Annotated in this window: 22 protein-coding genes; 9 read left to right on the top strand and 13 right to left on the bottom strand. The window is 66.2% G+C overall.

Translation table 11 applies throughout. From position 1 onward, the window contains the following. Nucleotides 1-197 precede the first annotated feature (197 nt). Entirely contained in the window at nt 198-2,645 is a 2,448-nt protein-coding gene (locus AC1RGE_RS10530; protein WP_011062340.1) for a PAS domain-containing protein, read from the top strand. Nucleotides 2,646-2,654: 9 nt separating this feature from the next. Here the strand turns inward: AC1RGE_RS10530 and AC1RGE_RS10525 are convergent, their stop codons facing one another. From AC1RGE_RS10525 to ampC, 3 genes are all read right to left on the bottom strand, one after another. Next, nucleotides 2,655-3,350, bottom strand: coding sequence for a hypothetical protein (locus tag AC1RGE_RS10525; RefSeq protein WP_401261914.1), 696 nt, complete (start codon nt 3,348-3,350; stop codon nt 2,655-2,657). A gap of 129 nt (nt 3,351-3,479) precedes the next feature. Next, nucleotides 3,480-4,196, bottom strand: a complete 717-nt coding sequence (pcsA, locus tag AC1RGE_RS10520; protein ID WP_011062338.1) for a phosphatidylcholine synthase — start codon at nt 4,194-4,196, stop codon at nt 3,480-3,482. Between the two features lie 296 nt (nt 4,197-4,492). After that, the gene (gene ampC, locus AC1RGE_RS10515) at nt 4,493-5,665 is read right to left on the bottom strand and encodes a class C beta-lactamase (protein WP_123577731.1); all 1,173 of its coding nucleotides are present in this window, start codon (nt 5,663-5,665) and stop codon (nt 4,493-4,495) included. A gap of 227 nt (nt 5,666-5,892) precedes the next feature. On the opposite strand from ampC, the gene AC1RGE_RS10510 reads away from it, so the two are divergent. Then, entirely contained in the window at nt 5,893-6,768 is an 876-nt protein-coding gene (locus AC1RGE_RS10510) for a LysR family transcriptional regulator (RefSeq protein WP_011062336.1), read from the top strand. Between the two features lie 3 nt (nt 6,769-6,771). On the opposite strand, the gene AC1RGE_RS10505 is transcribed toward AC1RGE_RS10510, so the two are convergent. The 5 genes from AC1RGE_RS10505 to AC1RGE_RS10485 all read right to left on the bottom strand — a co-directional run bounded on the left by AC1RGE_RS10505 (nt 6,772) and on the right by AC1RGE_RS10485 (nt 8,932). Next, nucleotides 6,772-6,990, bottom strand: coding sequence for a YXWGXW repeat-containing protein (locus tag AC1RGE_RS10505; RefSeq protein ID WP_011062335.1), 219 nt, complete (start codon nt 6,988-6,990; stop codon nt 6,772-6,774). A gap of 90 nt (nt 6,991-7,080) precedes the next feature. Further along, on the bottom strand, nt 7,081-7,548 hold the full coding sequence (locus tag AC1RGE_RS10500) for a periplasmic heavy metal sensor (protein WP_011062334.1): 468 nt from the start codon (nt 7,546-7,548) through the stop codon (nt 7,081-7,083). An 8-nt stretch (nt 7,549-7,556) separates the two neighbouring features. Continuing rightward, entirely contained in the window at nt 7,557-7,988 is a 432-nt protein-coding gene (locus AC1RGE_RS10495; protein WP_011062333.1) for a hypothetical protein, read from the bottom strand. Further along, nucleotides 7,985-8,566 (bottom strand): RNA polymerase sigma factor, encoded by a 582-nt coding sequence (locus AC1RGE_RS10490; RefSeq protein WP_015636390.1) that lies wholly within the window; start codon nt 8,564-8,566, stop codon nt 7,985-7,987. Before AC1RGE_RS10490 ends, AC1RGE_RS10495 begins: the two co-directional genes overlap by 4 nt. Nucleotides 8,567-8,614: 48 nt before the next feature. Then, nucleotides 8,615-8,932: a YXWGXW repeat-containing protein gene (locus AC1RGE_RS10485; protein WP_041119210.1), complete on the bottom strand. Its 318-nt coding sequence runs from the start codon at nt 8,930-8,932 to the stop codon at nt 8,615-8,617. Between the two features lie 540 nt (nt 8,933-9,472). Here AC1RGE_RS10485 and AC1RGE_RS10480 point away from each other — a divergent pair. Continuing rightward, the gene (locus AC1RGE_RS10480; RefSeq protein ID WP_492584169.1) at nt 9,473-10,288 is read left to right on the top strand and encodes an AraC family transcriptional regulator; all 816 of its coding nucleotides are present in this window, start codon (nt 9,473-9,475) and stop codon (nt 10,286-10,288) included. Nucleotides 10,289-10,480: 192 nt separating this feature from the next. After that, nucleotides 10,481-10,897: a hypothetical protein gene (locus tag AC1RGE_RS10475; RefSeq protein ID WP_011062329.1), complete on the top strand. Its 417-nt coding sequence runs from the start codon at nt 10,481-10,483 to the stop codon at nt 10,895-10,897. Nucleotides 10,898-10,914: 17 nt separating this feature from the next. Here the strand turns inward: AC1RGE_RS10475 and AC1RGE_RS10470 are convergent, their stop codons facing one another. The 3 genes from AC1RGE_RS10470 to AC1RGE_RS10460 all read right to left on the bottom strand — a co-directional run bounded on the left by AC1RGE_RS10470 (nt 10,915) and on the right by AC1RGE_RS10460 (nt 12,494). Continuing rightward, nucleotides 10,915-11,361, bottom strand: coding sequence for a GNAT family acetyltransferase (locus AC1RGE_RS10470; RefSeq protein ID WP_011062328.1), 447 nt, complete (start codon nt 11,359-11,361; stop codon nt 10,915-10,917). 41 nt (nt 11,362-11,402) lie between these two features. After that, the gene (locus tag AC1RGE_RS10465) at nt 11,403-11,849 is read right to left on the bottom strand and encodes a hypothetical protein (protein ID WP_015636386.1); all 447 of its coding nucleotides are present in this window, start codon (nt 11,847-11,849) and stop codon (nt 11,403-11,405) included. A 69-nt stretch (nt 11,850-11,918) separates the two neighbouring features. Then, on the bottom strand, nt 11,919-12,494 hold the full coding sequence (locus tag AC1RGE_RS10460; RefSeq protein ID WP_370059399.1) for a helix-turn-helix domain-containing protein: 576 nt from the start codon (nt 12,492-12,494) through the stop codon (nt 11,919-11,921). A gap of 124 nt (nt 12,495-12,618) precedes the next feature. Between AC1RGE_RS10460 and AC1RGE_RS10455 the strand changes: the two genes are divergently transcribed. From AC1RGE_RS10455 to AC1RGE_RS10440, 4 genes are all read left to right on the top strand, one after another. Beyond that, nucleotides 12,619-12,771, top strand: coding sequence for a hypothetical protein (locus tag AC1RGE_RS10455; RefSeq protein ID WP_011062326.1), 153 nt, complete (start codon nt 12,619-12,621; stop codon nt 12,769-12,771). Nucleotides 12,772-12,864: 93 nt separating this feature from the next. Next, nucleotides 12,865-13,365 carry an RNA polymerase sigma factor gene (locus tag AC1RGE_RS10450; RefSeq protein WP_019094679.1) on the top strand — a complete coding sequence of 167 codons (501 nt, stop codon included), beginning with the start codon at nt 12,865-12,867 and terminating at the stop codon, nt 13,363-13,365. 43 nt (nt 13,366-13,408) lie between these two features. After that, nucleotides 13,409-14,392 carry a FecR family protein gene (locus AC1RGE_RS10445; protein ID WP_125063518.1) on the top strand — a complete coding sequence of 328 codons (984 nt, stop codon included), beginning with the start codon at nt 13,409-13,411 and terminating at the stop codon, nt 14,390-14,392. 97 nt (nt 14,393-14,489) lie between these two features. Further along, on the top strand, nt 14,490-16,931 hold the full coding sequence (locus AC1RGE_RS10440) for a TonB-dependent siderophore receptor (protein ID WP_492584167.1): 2,442 nt from the start codon (nt 14,490-14,492) through the stop codon (nt 16,929-16,931). A 256-nt stretch (nt 16,932-17,187) separates the two neighbouring features. On the opposite strand, the gene AC1RGE_RS10435 is transcribed toward AC1RGE_RS10440, so the two are convergent. Then, nucleotides 17,188-18,339 carry an MFS transporter gene (locus AC1RGE_RS10435; protein ID WP_011062322.1) on the bottom strand — a complete coding sequence of 384 codons (1,152 nt, stop codon included), beginning with the start codon at nt 18,337-18,339 and terminating at the stop codon, nt 17,188-17,190. Between the two features lie 241 nt (nt 18,340-18,580). Here AC1RGE_RS10435 and AC1RGE_RS10430 point away from each other — a divergent pair, with 241 nt between their 5' ends. Continuing rightward, complete coding sequence (locus AC1RGE_RS10430) at nt 18,581-19,051, top strand: Lrp/AsnC family transcriptional regulator (protein ID WP_011062321.1); 471 nt, start codon at nt 18,581-18,583, stop codon at nt 19,049-19,051. 3 nt (nt 19,052-19,054) lie between these two features. Here AC1RGE_RS10430 and AC1RGE_RS10425 read toward each other — a convergent pair whose 3' ends face one another. Further along, entirely contained in the window at nt 19,055-19,945 is an 891-nt protein-coding gene (locus AC1RGE_RS10425) for a LysR family transcriptional regulator (RefSeq protein WP_019092925.1), read from the bottom strand. Nucleotides 19,946-19,993: the final 48 nt, after the last annotated feature.

Below are 19,993 nucleotides of genomic sequence, written 5' to 3'. Positions count from 1 at the left end.
GTTCTCGGCGGGCAGGTGGCAATGCCGGTGCAGAATGCCCCAGGCCGGCGCGGGTTTAAAGGCATTCGCCGGGCACTTTGGCCGCCGTTGTCGAATCAGCGTTGCCGGTTGCCAACTTCTGCGGATCCACGGGGTCAGTTATCCTGCGCTGGCCATTGGATGGCAGTGTTGCCTTTTTCCTTTTCTGTGATGTGTTCATGACTACTTCCCCACCTCGTGGTGCAGCGCCCAAGACCTCCCGCGGCGGCGAGATCGGTGCTGCAATCCGTCGCTTCGACTGGTCGCAGACCGCGGTGGGCCCTCGTGAAGGCTGGCCCGGCCTGCTGCGCAGTACCTTGAGCCAGATGCTCGAGTCCCCGGAGAGCCTGTACCTGCTGTGGGGGCCGCAGATGCAGTTCTTCTTCAACGATGCCTACCGCCCGGTCCTCGGCCCGCGCCTGGCCAATGCCCTGGGGCAGACCATCCAGACCCTCTGGGCCGATGCCTGGCCGGATGTCCAGCCGATGGTGGAGCAGGCGTTTCTCGGTTACTCCTGCCGCCACGAAGACCTGCCGGTGAACATGCAGCGCTACCCTGGCGAAGAGCTGACCTGGTGGTCGTTCTCCATGAGCCCGGTGTATGACGAGGACGACGAACAGGTGCTCGGAGTGCTGTGCCACACCGTGGAGACCACCGATCGCGTGCTGCTGGCCCGGCACGCCCGGCAGACCGAGGCGCACCTGCGCGAAACCCGCGAGCTCAATACCCGGGTGCTGGCCGCCAGCAACGACTGCATCAAGGTGCTGGACCTCGATGGCCAGCTGTCGTTCATGAGCGAAGGTGGCCTGCGGGTCATGGAGGTCAGTGATTTCAATGCGGTGCGGGGCTGTCCCTGGCCGGACTTCTGGCAGGGCCAGGGCCACCAGGAGGCCCGGGATGCCATTGCTGCCGCGCGCCAGGGTCGCTCGGCGCGGTTCCAGGGCGCCGCCGATACCCTCCAGGGGCGCACCAAGTGGTGGGATGTGCAGGTTACGCCGATGCTCGACGCGGCCGGCCAGCCGGAGAAGATCCTCTGCATTTCCCGGGACATCAGCGCCACCCGCGAGGCGCAGGAGGAACTGCGGCGGCTCAATGAGTCTCTGGAGCAGCGGGTCCAGGAGCGTACCCAGGAGCGCGACCGGATCTGGCAGCTGTCCACGGACCTGATGCTGGTGGCGGACTTCAATGGCCGCATCGTCGCCGTCAACCCGGCCTGGACCCAGCTTCTGGGCTGGGAGCGCGAGGAACTGGAAGGCAGCAGTTTCTACGATTTCATCCACCCCCAGGACAGCCTGGCCGCAGCGGGGGCGGCGGCCGATCTGTCCCGGGGCGAGAGCTTTTCGCGCTTCGAGAACCGCTTTCGCCACCGCGACGGTTCCTATCGCTGGATGGCCTGGAGCGCTGTGCCGGACCCGCACCACATTCACGCCGTGGGCCGTGACATGCAGGCCGAGCGCGAGGCCGCCCAGGCGCTGCGCAAGACCGAGGACATCCTGCGCCAGGCGCAGAAGATGGAGGCGGTGGGGCAACTGACCGGTGGCGTGGCCCACGACTTCAACAACCTGCTGACGGTGATCCGCTCTTCCACCGACCTGTTGCGCCGCAACCTCAGCGAGGAGCGCCGGCAGCTGTACATCAAGGCGATTTCCGACACCGTCGACCGCGCCAGCAAGCTCACCGGCCAGCTCCTGGCGTATGCCCGCCAGCAGAACCTGCGCCCGGAGACCTTCGACGTCGGCGCCAGCGTGCAGTTGCTGGCGCAGATGATCAATCCACTGATCGGCGCCTGCATCGAACTGCGTATCGAGTTGCCGCAGCAGCCTTGCTACATCCACGCCGATGCCGGCCAGTTCGACACGGCGCTGATCAATATGGCGGTCAATGCCCGGGATGCCATGCAGGGCGAAGGCTTGCTGGTGGTGGCTGTGGAGCGGGTGGCGCAGATTCCCCCCAGTGCCAGCCAGGGTGCCCAGGCCGGGGACTTTGTCGCGGTATCCCTGACTGATACCGGCGCCGGCATCGACCCCCAGCAGATCGAACGGATCTTCGAACCCTTCTTCACCACCAAGGAGGTGGGCAAGGGCACCGGCCTGGGCTTGTCCCAGGTGTTCGGTTTCGCCCAGCAATCGGGCGGCGGCCTGGCGGTGCACAGCCAGCCGGGGCAGGGCACGTGCTTTACCCTGTACCTGCCGCGCGCGGAGGCCCTGGCCGGCTTGCCGACGCCAACCCAGGCGGTGGTGCCCATGATCGACGGCCAGGGCATGACCCTGCTGGTGGTGGAGGACAATCCCGAAGTCGGCGTGCTGCTGGCCCAGTCCCTGAACGAGCTGGGCTACCAGACCGAATGGGCCACCAGCGCGGCGGAGGCCCTGCGCCGCCTGGGCGAGGAGCGGACCCGATTCCAGGCGGTGTTTTCCGATGTGGTGATGCCGGGCATGAGCGGTATCGAACTGGCCAGCCGGATCCGTTGCGACTATCCGCGGTTGCCGGTCATCCTCACCAGCGGCTACAGCCCGGCCCTGGCCCAGGGCCAGACCCGGGAATTCGTATTCCTGCAAAAGCCCTACTCGGTGGCGGAACTGGCCCTGGCCCTGAGCGCGGCGATCGGCCAGCCCGAGGTGCCGTAGGCACCCGTTTCAACTCAGGCTGGCTTCGATCACCAGGACATTGGCGCTGGCGGTGCGCACGTTGAAGCAACGCGTGGGGCTGATGGTGGAGCCTGCTTCGATCAGTACTTCCTGTTCATGTTCCATGCCGGCGCCGCCTTTGCGATAGACCACGGCCTTGCGGTTGCCGTAGGGCGCGCTGAGGATCCAGATCGCCGGGGCTGGGTTGGGGGCCGGGAGCAGGTCGTTGTACGCATGCCAGGCGGCAATTTGAGGGCACAAAGAGGTCGAGAGCGGTTTGTTGGTGACGAAGGTTGCTACTTCGCTCGGGCGGCAGGAACCACCGTGGAACAGCACCTGGCCGGGGGCGATAAACCGTCCGAAGTGCCTGACCTCGGTATTCAAGGTGTCCGCAGTGAACTTGCCAGATGCTCTTTGATACTCCTTGAGCGGTGCGGAATCCTTGAGGTAGGGCATGGCCGCCTTGGCTTGCCTGAGCTGGGGGTGCACTTGGAGTTGGCGGCGGAATTCGTTGACCACGCCCGAACCGCCGTAGTGGCCCAGGGTGTGCAGCACAAAGTCCCTGGCGTTACGCACGGTCTGTTGCACGCGCAAGGGCCGGGTTGGCCAGTTGTTCTTCAGCGCGGCCTCGTGATACAGCCGTTCCCGCTCATCCGGAGGGCTGTCGCTGATGGGGTAGAGGTCGATCAAGGGAAGGTGGGTCATGGGGGGCTGGCCTGGTACTCATCCGCGGCGGGCGGCGGGCAAATAGTCGCCAAGCCTCTGCTGCAGAGGCTTGGGCGCAGGAGTCTTGCATGCTTGCCGGGCCCCGGCAATGGTTCGCGGGGCACTGGTTCAGCTGGCCTTGCTGAACCATTCCTGGGCCGAACGCCACAGGCACACGCCGAGAAAGTAGGCCGAGGCTGCCAGCCACAAGCCCATGATCGGCGGGCTGTGCAGCGGGTGGCTGAGGATCAGCAATGCGCCGCTGAGCAGCCAGACGAAGGTCACGATGATGTTCAGCCCCATCCACTTGCGTACCCGGAACGGATGCAGGAACTGCACCCGGGTGGCGGTCAGCAGGGCCAGGGCGAAGATGCTCAGCAGGCTCAGCCAGGGGCCGGGCTCGATCAGATAGAAGCACAGGGCGACCACGTTCCAGGCCGCGGGAAAGCCCTGGAAGTAGTTGTCGTGGCTCTTCATGTTGACGTTGCAGAAACACAGCAGCGACGACAGCAGGATCAGCGAGGTGGCCAGCAGCGCGCTGTATTCCGGCAGGGGAATGTAGCGGTAGATGAACAGCGCCGGGATGAACACATAGGTCAGGTAGTCGATCACCAGGTCCAGCACCGAGCCGTCGATGTTGGGCAGCACCGAGCTGGTCTTGACCTTGCGCGCCAGGGAGCCGTCGACGCCATCCACCAGCAGCGCCACCCCCAGCCATAGCAGGCAGGCCTTGGGCTGGTTGTCGAACAGTGCCAGGGTGGCGAGCAAGGCACTGACCACCCCGGTGGCGGTGAAGCCATGGGCGCCCCAGGCTTTGATTCTGGCGATCTGCAGGGTCGATATCACGGACGTTTCTCCAGCGGCTGTGGTGCCCGGGCGATGTCCGGCGCAGCAGCGCCGGCAAGCCTGGCCAGGTTGCAGTTATCGACCGGAAAGCCTGGCAGAAGGTTCAGCGCGAACCTTGAATCAGGCCCGGCGCCGCAAGCGCCGGGCCAGTGGCTGGCCTGGCCCGAGTGCGCGGTCGAGGGGGCTGGTTTGAGTCTAGGCGCCACTCTGGACGAGGCAACAGAAAAAACGCCACGTGACCGAAGGTCAGGTGGCGTTGCGGGCAGGCGCAGGCGCCGGAGGGGCTGCCCGGTTGATTACTTCCCTGTCTCCAGGGCCGTGAGGATGGCGTGGGCGGCCTTGATCCGTTCCTCGTTGGGGTAGTTCTTGTTGGCCAGCAGGACAATGCCGATCTGCTGGCTCGGCACGAACACTACATAGGCGCCGAAACCGCTGGTGGAACCGGTCTTGTTGTACAGCGCGTCGGCCTTGGGGGCTGCGGCCGGGGTCAGCCATTGCACCGGGTGCGGCTCAAGGGCCATGGCCGATGAGTTGCCCGCCAGCAGGCGCGCCAGGGGCACCGGGTAGGCGTAGCGCTCCCAGCCCAGGCCCTGGGTCATGTCGCCGACCTGGTAGTAGCCGCTCTGGGTCGCCACCATGGCTTGTTGCAGGGGGCGGTCGAACTGGCCCGGTTGCAGGTTGCCGGCAATGAATTGCAGCAGGTCCGGGGCGCTGGTCTTGACCCCGTAGGCTTCGGCGTCCAGCGGCCCGGGGCTGAGGCGGATCGGCCGGTTCTGCTTGTCGTAGCCCTGGGCGTAGTGCCCCAGCTGGTCCTTGGGCAGATGGATGTAGCTGTGCTGGAGGCCGAATTTGGGAAACAGCGTCTGCTCCATCAGCCGGTCGAAGGGCTGGCCCAGGCTGCGGGCGGCCAGGTAGCCGAGCAGGCCGATGCTGGGGTTGGAATACTGGCGCTGGGTGCCGGGGCTGAAGGTGGGTTTCCAGGTGTTGTAGTAGTCCAGGGTCTTGTCTTCACCCTGCACCTCGTCGGGGAACTGCAAGGGCAGGCCGCCGGCGGTGTAGGTGCCCAGCTGCAGCAGGCTGATGCCGTCGAAGGCACTGCCGCGCAGGGCCGGCAGGTACTGGCTGGCGTGGTCCTCAAGGGCCAGCTTGCCGCTGGCCTGGGCGTAGCCGGCGAGGGTGGCGGTGTAGGTCTTGCTCACCGAACCCACCTCGAACAGGGTGTCGTTGTCCACCGGCTGTTGATTGTCCTTGGAGGCAACCCCGTAGTTAAAGTAATGTCGCTTGCCGTTGGCGATGATCGCCACCGCCATGCCGGGAATGCCCTGCTGGTGCATCAGCGGGCGGATGGTGGCGTCCACGGTGGTTTTCAGAGCGCTGTCCGCGGTGGTCTCGGCGAAGGCGCTGGAGGCGCCCAGTAGCAGTGCGCAGGCGCTGATGACGCTTAGTCCGGTCAAGGTTGTGTGCCGCATGATTGGTTGGTTTCCCTGGGTTCTGGTTATGTACGCCGCGTTTGTCCCAGCGGCTTTGCGGCCCCGGCGTTCTTCGTGGGAACGCTCCGGGCGGCCTGCCCGCGAAGCCTTCCTGGCACAGGAGGGCGTGGCCGGTGCTGCGCGAGCGAGGCCAATGTAGGCAGTTTACGGCACATCGACAAACGACCATATTTCGCACGAGCCATTAGAAAAACTAGGGAATGCCCATGCTCCGTCCCCATCTGCCCCTGAATGCGCTGCGGGCTTTCGAAGCCTCGGCCCGGCACTTGAGTTTCACCCGTGCGGCCATCGAGCTGTGCGTGACCCAGGCGGCGGTCAGCCACCAGGTCAAGAGCCTGGAGGCCCAGCTCAACGTCACCCTGTTCAAGCGCCTGCCCAGGGGCCTGATGCTCACCAGCGAAGGCGAGACCCTGCTGCCGGTGCTGCGCGAATGCTTCGACCGCATCGCCCAGACCCTGGGACGATTCGAGGGTGGGCACTATCGTGAAGTGCTGACGGTGGGCGCGGTGGGCACCTTCGCCGTGGGCTGGCTGCTGCCGCGGCTGGAGGACTTCCAGGCACGCCATCCCTATGTCGACCTGCGCCTGAGCACCAACAATAACCGGGTGGACGTGGCGGCGGAGGGCCTGGACTATGCCATCCGCTTTGGCACCGGGGCCTGGCACGGCATCGAGGCGCTGGCGTTGTTGCAGGCGCCACTGTCGGTCTTGTGCGTGCCGGAACTTGCCCGCCAGTTGCACAGCCCGGCGGACCTGCTGGGGCAGACCTTGCTGCGCTCCTACCGCACCGACGAATGGCCGCAGTGGTTCCAGGCGGCGGGGCTGGGGGCCAACAGCCTGTTGCCCCAGAGCGTGGTCTTCGACTCGTCCCTGGGCATGCTCGAAGCGGCGCTGCAAGGCCTGGGCGTGGCCCTGGCGCCGCCCTTGATGTTCCAGCGCCAGTTGGCCAGTGGCGCGGTGGTGCAGCCCTTCGACATCGGCATTGTCACCGGCAGCTACTGGCTGACCCGCCTGCAGTCCCGGGCCGAAACCCCGGCCATGGGCGCGTTCAAGGCCTGGCTGCTGGAAGCGGTGGCCGGCTAGCCATCAATAGCGCCAATGCCCCGGTGTCCAGACCCACTGGCCGGCGTGCCAGCGGTAATGCCCGGCAACCCAGTGATAGCTCGGCGCCGGCGCCATCGGAATCACCTCGACAATGGGCGGCGGCGGTGGCGGCCGGCGAGGATGGGCCGGGGCCACCACGCAGCCTGCCAGGGTGGTGCCAAGCAAGGTGGCGATGAGAATGCTTTGGATCGTACGAAGCATGGGCGGTTTCCTGAGGGGGCAGTGGGCCCGCGGCCATCGCGGGCGGTTGAGGGTTGAACGTGGCCCGGGGCGAAATCCGTCGCCGGGCCTTCAATCTCTATTGGCTGCGCGGTTTTTCCCCGGGCCCCGCAGGTACATGGCGTCCACCAGTTGCTGGCGCTCCTTGAGCGACAGGCTGCCGGCAAAGTCGGCCAGGACCTCGTCGACCCGGGCCCGCAGGGCGATGTCGGCATCCCGGGACTTGCCCAGTTGGGCATCCAGGGCATTGCGGTCCAGTGGTTCGGCCCCCAGTTCACGCACCACCGCCTGGCGCGCCTCGCGCCCGGCGATGATCAGCGGCTGGCTATCGATGCGAGTCTGGCGCAGCAACTGGCGCAACTGGCGCCGGCGCTCTTCCGGCATCTGCGCCATGGCCTGGCGCAGGCCGTGCTGGGGTACCGCCAGGGCCTGGGCCGGCTTGGGGTGGCCAAGCCACTGATAGAGGCCGCCGGCCACGCCGCCGATCAGGAACACGTTGATCAGCAGCGACAGCACCAGGCAGGTTTTCAGCGCACGCATGGACAGGCTCACTGTTCGGCCTCCTCGGCATTGATGCTCAGGACGAATTCCGCATCGCTCTGGTCGAACACGCTGGGCAGGGCCTCGGCGGAGGTCGACAGCGGCAGGCTCAGGGCCACCGCAAGCATGCCGGCGGCGACTCCGGTAAGGCCGACCCCGACCCAGCCCAGGGAGGCCAGCCAGCCGGCGTAGCGGCTCCAGAACGGCGCGCCGGGCTGCTGCGCGGCGGCGATGATGCGCTGGGCCAGGGCCGGGCTCGGTGCGGGCACCTGGTAGCGGTCCAGCTGGCTGTCGAGCCAGTGCGCCTGGCGCAGGGCTGCCACGGCCTGGGCATCACCGCAGTCGAGCAGGGCCTGGGCGGCGGCGCGTTCAGCGCTGGGCCAGCGTTGCAGGTCGGCGCCATAGGCGTCGGCCAGGTGCACGAAGCGTTCGGGGGTCATGGTTTTCTCCTTCCTGAGAGGTCCGCGCCGGGGGCCTCGGCGAGGTGGCTGCGCAGGTTGCGCCGGGCCCGCGACAGCAGGCTTTCCAGGGCTTCGACGCTGATCTGCATCAGCGCCGCGGCCTCGGTGTTGGACAGTTCCTGGTAGTACTGCAGGACGATCGCCTCGCGCTGGCGATCCGGCAGCTGGTCCAGGGCCTGGGCCATGCGCCGGCTCTGCGCGCTGGCCTCCAGTTGTTCATCGGGCGCCGGGCGGGTGTCCAGGGCCTCGCAGGCGTGCTCGCTATCGACCGGCACATGTTCCTTGCGCCGGCGCAGGCGGTCGTAGCACAGGTTCAGCGCCACCCGGTGCAACCAGGTGTCGAACCGTGCCTGTTCGCTGCGCCAACTGGCGGCCTGTTTCCAGATCCGCAGGAAGCTCTCCTGGGCGATGTCCCGGGCTTCGTCGGCATCCCCCAGCAGCCTGCTGGCCAGGGCCAGCAGGCGCGGCAGCTTGCGCGTGACCATTTCCTTCACGGCCTGCGCGTCGTTGTTGCCGATGCGTTTGAGCAACTCCAGATCCGGGTCGGTTTCGTTCAAGTGGGCAAGTCTCGGTGCGCTAACGGGGTAGTCCAGGGCATCACGGCATCAGCGCACCCAGCGGCCTTCGACCCAGTACCAGCGCGGCCCATGGGCCTGCCAATGGCCGGGCATCCAGCGCCCGCGCTGCATCACCGGTTGCCAGTGGCCGGGCACCCAGACGTAGCCGTGCCCGCGCCAGCGCCAGTTGCCGCGGTCCCAGGCGTAGCCGGGGCGGGCCACCGGCATCGGCTCATAGCGCATGGGCGGTGGTGCCTGCTGGATGATGATGGTTTCGGCATAGGAGGGCGTGCTTGCCAGCGCACCAAGTGCCAGGGGGATCAGCAGCAACGTGCGCAGACGCAGCAGGGAACGGACAAGCTTCATGATGACTCCTTCAGGTCTGCGTTCGCTGATGAACGCAGCTGATGGGTTCAACGATAGATGGGCTGGGAATCCGTCGCGGGCAAATGAAATTTTTATCCACGCCCGGTTCAACCCGGGTTCAGCTGGCGGGGGCAGGGCGCGGGCAGCGGCGGCTGGAAATATTTGTGCAGGGGCGGCGACGGATCTCTGCGCGCTACGCCGTTGAATCAGTAACCGTGCAGCCACGGCTGGCGATGGTCGCCAGTGGCGCTTGCCGGTCGTATCACTGAACCCATGAGGAATTCACCATGTCCCGTCGCATTGCACTGCTGATTGTCATGGCCACCATGCTCTCCCTGGGCGGTTGCGTGGTTTACCCCGGGCACTACCACGGCTGCTGCTATCGCTATGGCTACTACCGCTAGGGCGCAGGGATGAAGAGCGGCGTGCCCCGCGGTTCTTGGCTAACCCCCAGGGGCCCGGCACAATCCTCGACCTTGCAGGGCATGCCTGGCCGTCGGCTTGATGGCGGGCATGGCCCGATGCCGTGGAGGAAGGTGGATGCCCGTCTTGAACGAACAGGATCAGCCCGAGGATCCGGATGCGATTGCGTGCCCGGTGTGCGCCTTGCGCATCTCGACTCAGGAACAGCGCTGGGAGCGGCCGTGGCACAGCCACCGCAAGGCCCAGCTGCTGTTCCCATTGTCCGGCGTGCTCAGTTGCGAGAGCGCCGAGGGCCTGTGGCTGGCCCCGCCGCAATGCGCGGTATGGATCCCCAGCGCCACCGACCACCGGGTCCAGGGGTTGGAGAACGCCCTGGGCTATTGCCTGTTCGTCGAACCCGAGCATGCCCGCTCACTGCCGCAGGCCTGCTGCACCCTGGCAGTGTCGCCCCTATTGCAGGAGCTGCTGCAACGCTGCGCGCAATTGCCCTATCTCTATGACCAGCAGGGTGCCGAGGGGCGGTTGATGGCCGTGGCCCTGGACGAGCTGGCGGCGGCGCCCCGGGAGCAGATCCACCTGCCCATGCCCCGGCATGAACAGTTGCGGCGCCTGGCCGGGCAGATCCTTGAACAGCCGGAACGCCGCCTGAGCCTTGGGCAATGGGCCGAGCAGATCGGCCTCAGCGAACGCAGCCTGAGCCGTCTGATTGTGGCCGAGACCGGCCTGAGCTTCGGCCGCTGGCAGCGCCAGTTGCACATTCTTCTGGGGCTCAAGCAATTGGGCCGGGGCGACTCGGTGGAACGGGTCGCGCTGACCCTGGGCTATGAGAGCGCCAGCGCCTTTATCCGCATGTTCAAGAAAGCCGTCGGCCAGCCGCCGGGGCGCTTCTTTGCCGAACGCCGCCAGGCCCTGGAGCACGACCTACCCCTGTAGCCGCCGAGCCAGCGAGGCTGCGCAGGGCCTTGCTTGACGCACACCAGCGCCTGCAAGACCGCCACGGCCACCTCCATCACTGCGGTCGTTTGGCCGGATTGATCAATAATTTGTCAATCTCGACTGATGCGGACAGGTTCATACGGGAAGATGATAACAATTCTTGTTTGTCAGCTTTCTTGAGGTGTTCCCATGTACTTCGATCATCAGCATTTTCCCCTGGTCTGGATGCGCCCCGCCAAAGGCGCCGGGCAGCCGGGAGTCGAGCCGTTCCAGCAGTTGGAGGCGTTGATGCAGCGCGGTCAGGCCTTCGTCCTGATGAGCGATGCCATGCCCGATCCTGCGCAGCGCAACACCGAGCAGAGCAAGGCATTGCTCAAGCAGGGGGCGTTATGGATGAAACGCAACAAGGCGGCGATCCGTCGCTGGATCAAGGCCATGATCGTCATCGCCCCGGAGCCCGAGGCCCAGGCCGGGGTCGAGGCCTTTGCCGATACCTATGAAAAGTTCTGGGGTTATCCGCTGTTGCACAGTGCCTCGCCGCTGGCGGCCGCCAGCCTGGCCCAGCAACTGCTGGCGCCACCGCGCAGCAACCGGCACAACTGGTGAGGGCGGGGCGGCGGCCCCTAGCCACGCAGGTGTTCGGGGAGGTTGGCGCTGATCACCTTGCCCATGCTGATCCGCGGTTCGACCTGATAGCCCAGGGCCTGGTAGAAGCTTTGCACGGCGGCGTTGCTGCTGAGGATCTGCAGGTTGATCTTCAGGCAGCCGCGGCCCTGCAGGGCTTGTTCGCCATGGCGCACCAGGGCTCGGCCAGTGCCGAGCCGGCGCTGTTGCGGGTCCACCGCCAGGGCGTAGAGCCAGCCGCGGTGGCCGTCATAGCCGGCCATCAGGGTGCCTATGACCTGTCCTTGGTCCAGGGCGACGAAGAACAGAGCGTCATCCACCGCAAGCTTGCGGTCGATGGCCAGGCTCGGGGTGTTGTGGGCCGTGTCGTAGCCGAAGCTGCGGTTCCACAGGTCGATCACGGGCTGGCGATGGTGGGGGTTGCTGTATTCGACGATCTGGATCATGGCGTGGCTCGCTAAAGTGGGGGAGCACAGAAGGGCGGGTTTCAGTCCTGATGGCCGGGCCAGGTTTCGGTGGGGAAATAGGCCTCCAGCCCCGGCTCCTTGTGGTCCACCCCGTCCCGGGTCCAGTAGCAGCTCAAGCGTGAGTAGTTGTCCAGGTCGCCGCGCACCAGGCAGGTGGCGTTGTGCCCCGGCCAGCTGAAACGCAGCACATCGGCCTCGGCCATGGTGGCCCGTTCCACTTTGCCGGTGGCGGTGGTGGTCTTGCCGTCGATGGTCTTGACCAGGGTCAGGGCCTGGTTCTCGTAGCGGATCACCGCGGTGCCCGAATAGGTCGGCCCGCCATCGGGCTCCTTGCCGATCAGCATGAACTGGCCGGGGACCATGCTGTAGTAGATGTGAAGGTCCTGGTCCTGCTTGGGGGCGGCCTGGGCAGCAAGGCTGGCCAGCAGCAGGCCGAGGAGGGGCGCGCGGCGGGAGAAATACGGCATTGATGCTCACTCCTGTTGAGGCGGGGGGCCATGATTCCAGACTTGGCCCTGCAGATAAATGCCCGGGCTCTAGCGATGTTCGATGACCAGGATCGCCGTGGTGTCGGCCTCCAGGGCTTGGAACACGTGGGGCAGGTCGGCGCTGTAGCGGATGTAGTCGCCGGCCTCCAGGCTCACCGGGCTGTCCGCAGGCCCGGCCAGGGCCCGCCCGCTGCAGATCACCAGGTGTTCCACGGTGCCCGGCAGGTGGGCCTTGGACTGGCGCGCCTGGCCGGGTTGCGCCTTCAGGCGATACAGGTCGCGCTGCGCCCCCGGCGGGCAGTCATCGAGCAGGGTCGCCGCGTAGTGGGCATCCTCGGCATGGGCGGTGGTGCCTTCGTGGGCACGGATGACTTTCAGCTGATGCGCCGGTTGCTGGAAAAACCGCGTCACCTGCAAGCCCATGGCCTGGGCCAGGGCCCACAGGGTCTCGATGCTCGGGTTACCCAGCCCGGCTTCCAGCTGGGACAGGGTGGACTTGGCCACCGCAGCCCGCTTGGCCAGTTCCGAAACGGAGAAACCAGCGTTCAGGCGCTCGCGCTTGATGGCCATGGCCAGCAGGCCGATGGGCGACAGGGAGGTTGGGTCGTTCGTTTTATCGTTCATATCTCTATTAAATCATCCTTGATTCTCTTGACGCAGATAAATTTCGCCGTTCATTATATCGGTTAATTGTTCGGTATAAATAAAACAAGGGCGCCGAGATGAACCGATTGTACAAGGCGGGCCCATGGGCCTGAGCCTGCGCCTGATGGTCATTCCGTACCACGAAATCTACCTGGCCGTGCATTGCCTGGCCCACCTGCAACAGTGCCTGGGGGACTGGCTGGTGGCGGGGCAGACTCACCTGTTTGTCGAGTCGCCGCGCTGGTACAGCCGCTAGGGCCGACCGCCGGGCGCGAGGTGGGCGGTGAATCCATTGCCTGCATTAATGCGAAGCATTACTATTCACGCCCCACTTCCCCAGCGCCCCGCGATGACAGCCAAGCCGCCCCGCAGACCAGGCTTTTTCGAGCACTACGAAGAGTTGATCGGCACCTGGACCCGGCGCTTGCGCAATCGCCAGCAGGCCGAGGACCTGGCCCACGACACCTTTGTCCGGGTGCTGGAATCCGATGTCGCCACGGTGCAGCAGCCGCGCGCCTACCTGCATCAGACCGCGCGCAATATCGCCGTGGATGCCTTTCGCCGAGAAGACCGGCGTGGTGCCCTGGAAGAACAGGGGGTCCACCTCAGCGTGTCGCCCAGCGGCGACCCGGAGCATTTCATGCACGCGATCCAGTTGGCCGATTCCATCGAACGGGCGCTTGGCGAGTTACCGGTCAACTGTCGCAAGGTGTTTGTCTGGCAGAAGATCGAGGGCCTGACCCAGGCCGAGATCGCCGAGCGCCTGGGGCTGTCAAAGAACATGGTGGAAAAGTATATGATCCGCACCCTGCGGCATCTGCGCGACCGTCTGGACGGGTCGGCCCCATGATCAGTCGTGGCGATTTCTCACCCTCTGCCAAACAGGAATTTGCATGATGGACAGCCGCGATTGCGCCAGCGCGCAGGCCAGGATTCGTGACGAGGCGGCGGCCTGGTTCACGCGGCTGCAGGAGCCCGAGGTGAGCCCGGAGCAGCAATTGCGGTTCCAGCAGTGGCTGGCCGAGGATCCGCAGCACCGGCACGAGTTCCAGTTGCTCGAAGCCCTGTGGGCGGCCACCGACCTGGTGCCCAGGGCGCGCCTGCAAGCGCTGTGCGCCACCCCGCCGGCCAAGGCCCGGCGGCGCCCGCTGCTGCGCTTTGCCCTGGCTGCCGGGGTGGCGACGCTGGCCGTGGGCCTGGGGCTGTTCAGTGGCCTCAACCAGCCGGTTTCCTACAGTGCGCAATTCGTGACCGCCCTGGGCGAGCGCCGCCATGTGGCCTTGCCCGATGGCTCGCAGATCGACCTGAACAGCCGCAGCCACCTGCAGGTGCGTTATGCCCGGAACCAGCGGCTGATCGAGCTGGTGGAAGGCGAAGCCCTGTTCAACGTCGAGCACGACACGGATCGGCCCTTCGTGGTGGCGGCGGGAGCGGGCAAGGTCACGGTCACCGGCACCCGCTTCGATGTGCGCCGCGATGAGCGCCAGACCCGGGTGGCGGTGGAGCAGGGCCGGGTCAAGGTGCAGGGGCGCGACGCCGCGGCGGATGATTTCATTGCCCTGACCCCGGGCCAGGGCACCCATGTCGATGAGCACGGCAAGGTGGCTCAGGCCTACGCGGTGAACCCCGAGGCGCTCACGGCCTGGCGCAGCGGCAAGCTGGTATTCAACAACGCCTCCCTGGCCGAGGTGGTGGCCGAAGTCTCGCGTTATCGCGAACAGCCCCTGCGGGTGGCCAGCGCCGCAGTGGGTGAGCTGCGCCTGACCAGCGTGTTCAAGTCCGACGACACCCAGGCCCTGCTCAAGGCCCTGCCGAGCATCCTGCCGGTGGAGGTGCGGACCCTTGCCGACGGTAGCCAGGAAATTTTTTCACGTTAGATTCAGGTTTTTTTTCAGCTCATCGTCTTCTTGTCCAACTGCAACTGGTTTGCATTAACAGACGCACCTTAGTGTGATCGACAGGACTGCCGCCGACGTGAAAAAAATAGCCGTTTCTCCCGCCGTATCCCCGTTGCCCGCGCGCCGCTGGCTGCCCCTGGCCCTGGCCCTGGCGGTCAGTGCGGCCTTGCCCCAGGCCCAGGCCGGGCAAGCCGCCGCCATTCACATCCAGGCCCAGCCGCTGGGCCAGGCCCTGAGCCAGTTGGGCCTGCAGACCTCGTTGCAGGTGTTCTTCAGCCCCGAGCTGGTGGCCGGCAAGCAGGCCCCGGCGGTGGACGGCAACCTGTCCCCGGAACAGGCCCTGGGCCAGTTGCTCCAGGGCAGTGGCCTGCAATACCGGATCGACGGTGGTTCGGTGACCCTGAGCCCGGCTCCGGCAGCCACGGGCGGTGCCCTGGAACTGGGCACCAGCAGCATCAGCGTGGTGGGCGACTGGCTGGGCGATGCCGATGTGCAAAAGGTCCAGAACCACCCCGGTGCACGCACAGTGATCCGCCGTGAGGCCATGGTGGAGCAGGGCGCGATGAACGTCGGCGACGTGCTGCGCCGGGTGCCCGGGGTGCAGGTCCAGGATGCCAACGGCACCGGTGGCAGCGATATTTCCCTGAACGTCGGCGTGCGCGGCCTGACCTCGCGCCTGTCGCCGCGCTCAACGGTGCTGATCGACGGCGTGCCGGCGGCCTTTGCACCCTATGGCCAGCCGCAGTTGTCCATGGCGCCGATTTCCTCCGGCAACCTGGACAGCATCGATGTGGTGCGCGGCGCCGGTTCCGTACGCTACGGGCCGCAGAACGTCGGCGGGGTGATCAACTTCGTGACCCGGGCGATTCCGGAAAAGGCCACCGGGGAAATCGGCACCACCCTGGAAACCTCCCGGCAGGGCGGCTGGAAGCACATCGACACGGCTTTCCTCGGCGGCACTGCGGACAACGGCCTGGGGGTGGCGCTGCTGTATTCCGGGGTCAACGGCAATGGCTACCGCGAGGGCAACAACGGCAACGACATCGACGACGTGATCCTCAAGACCCACTGGGCACCCACCGAGCAGGACGAGTTCTGGTTCAACCTGCATTACTACGACGCCACCGCCGACATGCCCGGCGGCCTGACCCAGAAGCAGTACGACGCCAAGCCCTACGACTCCGATCGCGACTGGGACAACTTCAGCGGCCGGCGCAAGGATGTGTCCTTCAAGTACCAGCGCCAGGTCGACGACCGCACCCAGTTCGAAGTGCTGACCTACTACTCCGACAGCTTCCGCGGCAGCAACATTGCCGCCAGCGACCAGAAGACCCTGGTCTCCTACCCGCGCACCTACTACACCTTCGGCATCGAGCCACGGGTGTCCCATGTGTTCGACCTGGGGCCCACCACCCAGGAAGTCAGCGTGGGTTATCGCTACCTCAAGGAAGGCATGCATGAACAGGCCAGCCGCGTGGCCCTGGTGAACAACCAGCCGGTGCTCACCGCGGATTCCGACGGCCATGTCTACCAGGACCGTACCGGCGGCACCGAGGCCAATGCCTACTACATCGACGACAAGATCGACGTCGGCAACTGGACCATCACCCCGGGCATCCGCTTCGAGGACATCAGCACCAACTGGCACGACCGGCCGGTCCCGGGCACCAACGGCGTGCGAGTGCAGGAGAAGCGCCGCAGCATCGACAGCAACGAACCGTTGCCGGCCCTGAGCGTGATGTATCACCTGTCCGATGCCTGGAAGCTGTTCGCCAACTACGAGACTTCCTTTGGCAGCCTGCAGTACTTCCAGTTGGGCCAGGGCGGCAAGGGCGACCAGACCGCCAACGGCCTGAGCCCGGAGAAGGCCAAGACCTACGAGATCGGCACCCGCTACAACGATGATGTATGGGGCGGTGAAGTGACGCTGTTCTACATCGACTTCGACGACGAGCTGCAATACATCAGCAACGACGTGGGCTGGACCAACCTGGGGGCCACCAAGCACCAGGGCCTGGAAGCCTCGATGCATTACGACCTGGCAGCCCTGGACCCGCGCCTTGACGGCCTGACCGCCAACGCCGGCATCACCTACACCCGCGCCAGCTATGAAGGCGAGATCCCCGGCTTCAAGGGCCGCGACCTGCCGTTCTACTCGCGCCAGGTGGCCACTGTCGGCCTGCGTTACGACATTGACCGCTGGACCTACAACATCGACGCCTTCGCCCAGTCCAAGCAGCACTCGCCGGGCACCGGGGTGAACGCCAACGGCAGCTTCAACGGCAACTACATCACCGATGGCAGCGCCGATGGCCGGTACGGCGACATGCCGGGTTATGTGCTGTGGAACATCCGTGGTGGCTATGACTTCGGGCCGCAGTTGTCGAACCTGAAGCTGGGGGCCGGCGTGAAGAACGTCTTCGACCGCCAGTACTTCACCCGTTCCAGCGACAACAACTCGGGGATCTACGTGGGCGCGCCCCGGACCTTCTTTGTCCAGGCCAGCGTCGGCTTCTGACCTCCGCAACAGGCGCCGGCTTGCCGGCGAATCCCAGAGCGGCGCAGGTTCTGGGAGATGGGCCATGGCTGGCGGCCCCTTCGCTGGCAAGCCAGCTCCTGCAGGGAGGGTGGCGCCTGTAGGAGCCGGCTTGCCGGCGAATCCCCGAGCGGCACAGGTTCTGGAGGATGGGCCATGGCTGGCGGCCCCTTCGCTGGCAAGCCAGCTCCTACAGGGAGGGCGGCGAATCCCTGGTGCAATGCTGTGCTTAAGTGGCTCAGACCTTGAGTACCTTGCCGCTGGCGGCCACCGCCAGCAGCAGGACGGCGATCAGGCCGAAGGCCGCGCTCAGGCTGCTGCCATGGGCAATGAAGCCGATCACCGCCGGCCCGGCCAGGATGCCGGCGTAACCCAGGGTGGTGATGGCCGGCACGGCGATGCTTTCGGGCATGACGTTCTGCTTGCCCACGGCGGTGTAGAGCACCGGCACTATGTTCGAGCAACCCGCGCCCACCAGGGCATAACCCACCAGCGCCGCCTCCCAGGCCGGGGCCAGGGTCGCCAGCAACAGGCCAGCGGCGGCCGTGGTGCCGCCGATGATGATCACCCGGCGCGCGCCCAGGCGATGGACGATGGCATCGCCCGTCAGGCGGCCCAGGGTCATGGTCAGGGCGAAGGCGGCGTAGCCCAGGCCGGCGTAGGCGGCATCCAGGTCGCGCTCGGCGGTGAGGAAGACCGCGCTCCAGTCCAGCACCGCGCCTTCGGCGAGGAACACCACGAAGCACAGGCAGCCGATGAACAGCACCACACCATGGGGCACGGCAAAGGCCGGGCCCGAGCTCTGGCTGCCATAGGGCAGCATGTGCGGCGCGGCCTTGAGCAGCGCCAGCAGCATCAGGGCGATCACCACCAGGGTCGCGCCCAGTGGCGACAGGCCCAGGCCGAGCAGGGCGCTGACCCCCGCGGCGCCGACGATCCCGCCCAGGCTGAACAGCCCGTGAAAGCCCGACATCATGGTCTTGCCGCTGGCCCGCTCGACAATCACCGCTTGCAGGTTGACCGTGGAATCCACGCCGCCCAGCCCGGCGCCGAACATGAACAGCGCGGCCATCAGCAGCGGAATCGAGGTCAGGGTGGCCAGCAAGGGCAGGGCCAGGCAGATCAGCAGGGTGCCGCCGGCCATCACTTTGCGGCAGCCGAAGCGCCCGGCCAGGGCGCCGGCAATCGGCATCGCAAGGATCGAGCCCACCCCCAGGCACAGCAGCAACAGGCCCAGGGTGCCTTCGTCGAGCCCGGCCCGGGCCTTGGCGTAGGGCACCAGCGGGGCCCAGGCGGCAATGCCGAAGCCGGCGATGAAAAAGGCGATGCGCGTGGACATCTGTTCGAGGCGGCCGGGGGTGGCCTGGAAGTGGGTGTTGCTGGCAGTCATAAAAATCCTTGGCGATCGAACTCGCTGCCGGCCGCCTGATGCCCCCATGGCGTGATGGCGGCCGGGTGGGGATTGTGACAAATCTGGCCCTCGAAGGTTGCAGAAATCCGCAGCGCAGTGCTTCTGCACAGGGTTGCGGGTGAAATAAATTTGCGCAGGCCGGCGGTTTGTTTCGCATAATCGGCGGCTGTGCACAAAAACGTTGCAGTGCGTGCCGTTCCTTCCCGGAGTTTTCCTGCCCATGAATGCCAGCCTCGACGCCTACGACCTGAAGCTGCTCGCCGAGCTGCAACGTGACGCCAGCACCGCGCAAAGCGAGCTGGGGCTGCGGGTCAACCTGTCCACCGCGGCGGTCAACCGGCGGCTCAAGCGCCTCTGCGACGAGGGGGTGATCGAGCGCTACAGCGCCATCGTCGCGCCGGATGCCCTGGGGCACGAACTGAGCATCATCGTCGAGGTGCAAGTGGAGAGTGAGCGCATCGACCAGATCGACGCCCTCAAGCGCAACTTCCAGGCCTGCCCCCAGGTCCAGCAGTGCTACTACGTGGCCGGCGAGTGCGATTTCGTGCTGATTTTCTGCGTGCGCAACATGGCCCAGTACACCCAGCTGACCCGCGAACTGTTCTTCGACAACCCCAACGTCAAGCGCTTCAAGACCCTGGTGGCGATGAACCGGGTCAAGGTCGGCCTGGAAGTGCCCACGGCCGGCTGAGGTTCAGGGGGCCTGCAGCGCTTCCACCAGGAAATCCACGAACACCCGGACCTTCTGCGACAGGTGCCGCTGGCTGGGGTACAGCGCATAGATATGCCGCCCGGGCAGGTGCTGGTCCGGCAGCACCCGCAGCAGTTGGCCGCTGTCCAGCAATGGCTGGGCGACAAAGCCCGGCAGGGCGCCGATGCCCAGGCCGGCCACCAGCATGTCGGCCAGCAGCAGGCTGTTGTCCGCGGAAAAATGCACCGGCAGCTCCAGCCGCGTCTGGCCTTCCGGGCCTTGCAGGTGCCAGCGCCCCGGGTGTTCCGCCAGGCGGTAGGCCAGGCAGCGGTGCTGATGCAGGTCGGCGATGCTTGCCGGCGTGCCCGCGGCCTGCAGGTAGGCCGGCGCGGCGCAGATGATCTGCTCCACCTGCCCCAGCTGGCGGGCGATCAGCGAGGAGTCCTCCAGTTGCCGGCGAATCCGCAGCGACACGTCGAAGCCTTCGCCCACCACGTCCAGCACCTGGTCGTTGAGGGTCAGGTCCACCTGCAATTGCGGGTAGCGCTGCATGAAGGCCACCAGGATCGGCGACAGCACCTTGAGCCCGAAGGACAGTGGCGCATTCACTCGCAGGCGCCCGCCGGGTTCGTGCAGGCCGGCCTGGGTGGCCCGCTCCAGGGCGTCCAGTTCGTCCAGCAGGTGGCAGCACTCGCTGAAGTAGCGCTGCCCGGCCTCCGACAGGCTCATGCGTCGGGTGGTGCGCAGGATCAACAGGCTGCCCAGGCGCTCTTCCAACTGGCGCACCTGCTTGCTCACCGCCGCCGTGGACTGCCCGAGGTCGGTGGCGGCCTGGCTGAAACTGGAGCGTTCCGCCACCCGGCGAAAGGTGCGCATGGCCAACAACACATCCATATTGTTTCTCCCGGGTTGAATATGTATCCACGAAATGGCTGATTATCT

It is taken from the genome of Pseudomonas sp. GW823-FHT02C05, from assembly GCF_058797595.1.
The sequence above is the reverse complement of the archived record's forward strand: the minus strand, read 5'-3'. Positions and strand labels throughout refer to the sequence as shown.